General features: G+C 70.0%; 1 protein-coding gene, 2 pseudogenes and 1 riboswitch. Of the genes and pseudogenes, 2 read left to right on the top strand and 1 reads right to left on the bottom strand.

Going from position 1 to position 2,929, the window contains the following annotated elements:
* Positions 1-992: pseudogene (locus tag TW83_RS16815) on the bottom strand (DNA mismatch repair protein MutS); the annotation flags it as partial.
* 46 nt (positions 993-1,038) lie between these two features.
* Positions 1,039-1,137, top strand: a riboswitch (TPP riboswitch).
* Between the two features lie 30 nt (positions 1,138-1,167).
* Between TW83_RS16815 and TW83_RS16810 the strand changes: the two are divergent.
* Complete coding sequence (locus tag TW83_RS16810; RefSeq protein WP_045983933.1) at positions 1,168-2,139, top strand: thiamine ABC transporter substrate binding subunit; 972 nt, start codon at positions 1,168-1,170, stop codon at positions 2,137-2,139.
* Positions 2,118-2,929: pseudogene (locus tag TW83_RS16805) on the top strand (thiamine/thiamine pyrophosphate ABC transporter permease ThiP); the annotation flags it as partial. The gene TW83_RS16810 and the pseudogene TW83_RS16805, both read left to right, overlap by 22 nt.

The following is a 2,929-nucleotide window of genomic DNA, read 5'->3' as shown; positions in this document are numbered from 1 at the left end:
GCCACCGCGTCATGGCGCGCCGCGATCAACGCCAGATCGCGCGACGGCGCGCTGATCCGGCGCTCCAGCAGGCGCGCGCCCGGCGCGGTCACAGTGCGGTCGATGGCCGCCAGCAGCGATCCGTCGCGCCCGCCCGACAGGGCCTGGGTCAGTTCCAGGTTGCGCCGGGTCGCGGCGTCGATCTGCATCGCGCCGCCCGCGCGTTCGCGCACCGGCGGGCGCATCAGCGGCAGGCGACCCTTCTGCGTCATGTCCAGATAATCGACGATGGCGCCCATCGCGGCCAGTTCGGCGCGGGTGAAGCTGCCGAACCCGTCCAGCGTCTCGACGCCATAAAGCGCGCAGAGCCGCCGCGTGCCCGCATTGCTGTCGAAGGCGCTTGCATGCAGGTCGGTCATCACCGCGCCCGCGTCACCGATCAACTCCTCCAGCCCGGCGTCGCAGGCCAGCACCTCGCGCGGGGCCAGCCGGGCCAGTTCGGGGGCCAGACGCGGCAGGGGACAATCCATCACCGAAAACGCGCCGGTCGAGATGTCGACCCAAGCCAGCGCGCCCTCCTCGCGGACCACCACGAAGGCCGCCAGGTAATTGTGCCGCCGCGCCTCCAGCAGCGATTCCTCGGTCAGGGTGCCTGGGGTCACCAACCGCACCACGTCGCGGGCCACGACCGATTTCGACCCGCGCTTCTTGGCCTCGGCGGGGTCCTCCATCTGTTCGGCAATGGCCACGCGGAAACCCTTGCGGATCAGCGTCAGCAGATAGCCCTCGGCCGCATGGACCGGCACGCCGCACATCGGGATGGGTTCCCCCAGATGCGTGCCGCGTTTCGTCAGCGCGATGTCCAGCGCGGCGGCGGCGGCGACCGCGTCGTCGAAGAACATCTCGTAGAAATCGCCCATGCGATAGAACAGCAGCGCGCCGGGATTGGCCTCCCGGATCGCAAGATACTGCGCCATCATCGGCGTGGGCTGGTCGGTCGCGTCCCTGGTCATGGGCGGTTTCTATCCGCTTGCGCGGGCGCGCGAAACCTCTACATTCAGGGGCACCTCGGGGTGCCCTGTCGGGCTGAGACGCGCATGCGGACCCGTTGAACCTGATCCGGCTCACACCGGCGGAGGGAAGGTGCGCACCCCCTTCTTTTCGACATTCCGACAAGAGAGGCTGCCGATGAAATTCGTCCTGATCCCCGCCCTGCTGCTGGCCACCCCCGCCCTGGCCCAGGATCGCGTCCTGACCGTCTATGCCGGCGACAGCGTCACCAGCGAATGGGGCCCCGGCCCCGCCATCGAGGAGGGGTTCGAGGCGATCTGCGATTGCGACCTGCAATTCGTGACCGGCGACGTGCTGCCCCGCATCCTGATGGAGGGGGCGGGCACCCAGGCCGACATCGTCTTCGGCCTGAACACCGACATGACCGCGCGTGCCCGCGCATCGGGTCTGTTCGCGCCGCATGGGCAGGACACGTCCGACCTGTCGCTGCCCATCGCATGGGAGGATGACATCTTCCTGCCCTACAACTGGGGCGAGACGGCCTTCGTCTATGACAGCACCCGGCTGGAGAACCCGCCCGCCAGCTTTGCCGAGCTGCTGGAGGCCGAGGATCTCAGCATCGTCATCCAGGACCCGCGCAGTTCGGTGTCGGGTCTGGCGATGCTGCTGTGGGTCAAGTCGGTCTATGGCGATCAGGCGGGCGAGGCCTGGGCGAAGCTGGCCCCCAAGGTGCTGACCGTCACCCGCGGCTGGTCTGAATCCTATGGCCTGTTCACCGACGGAGAGGCGGACATGGTGCTGTCCTACACCACCTCCCCCGCCTATCACATCGCCGCCGAGGAGGACGACACCAAGCGCGCCGCGATCTTCCCCGAGGGGCATTACTTCATGGCCGAACTGGTCGCCCAGGTCGCGGGCACCGATCAGCCCGAACTGGCGCAAGCCTTCATGGACTGGGTGCTGACCCCCGATTTCCAGGCGACGATCCCGCTGGCCAACTGGTCCCTGCCCGCCAAGCTGCCGCAGGCCGACTGGCCGCAGGTGATGCGCGACCTGCCCCGCCCCGAAAAGACCCTGTTCCTGTCCGAGGACGAGGCAGAGGCCCTGCGCGCCCCTGCCCTGGACGAATGGCAGCGGGCCTTCCGCTGAGCATCGGCCACGCCATCGCGGGCGCACTTGCCGCGCTGATCCTGGGCACGCTGGCGGCGGTGGCCTGGGTCGCGGGCGGGCTGTCGGGCCTGACCGAATGGGACCTGCGCGCCGTCTGGTTCACCCTGTGGCAGGCCGCGCTGTCCGCGACCCTGTCGGCGGCGCTGGCCGTCCCGGTCGCGCGCGCGCTGGCGCGGCGGCGATTCCGGGGGCGCGGGCTGCTGGTCACGCTGCTGGGGGCACCCTTCATCCTGCCGGTGATCGTGGCGGTCCTGGGCCTGATCGCGATCTTCGGGCGCAACGGTGCGCTGAATGGCGCGCTGGAGGCCCTGGGCCTGCCCGCCATCGGCATCTATGGCTGGCAGGGGGTGATCCTGGCGCATGTGTTCTTCAACCTGCCGCTGTCGGTGCGGCTGATCCTGCAGGGCTGGCAGGCGATTCCCGCGGAACGCTTCCGGCTGGCCGCATCCCTTGATTTCGCGCCCCGCGACATCGCCCGCCACCTGGAACGCCCGATGCTGCGCGGCGTGCTGCCCGGCGTGTGGCTGGCGGTGTTCCTGGTCTGCCTGACCTCGTTCACGGTGGCCTTGGCCCTGGGCGGGGGGCCGCGCGCAACAACGGTGGAGCTGGCCATCTACCAGGCGTTCCGCTTTGATTTCGACCTGGGCCGCGCGGCGGCCCTGGGGATGGTGCAGATCGCCATCTGCATCGGGGCGGCGGCGCTGGCCGCCCGCGTTGCCGTTCCGGCGGGGTTCGGCGCAGGGCTGGACGCGGTGGGCGGGCCGCCCGC

Origin of the sequence: Paracoccus sp. S4493 (assembly GCF_000967735.1) — a bacterium.
Classification (GTDB): domain Bacteria; phylum Pseudomonadota; class Alphaproteobacteria; order Rhodobacterales; family Rhodobacteraceae; genus Paracoccus; species Paracoccus marcusii.
The sequence above is the reverse complement of the archived record's forward strand: the minus strand, read 5'-3'. Positions and strand labels throughout refer to the sequence as shown.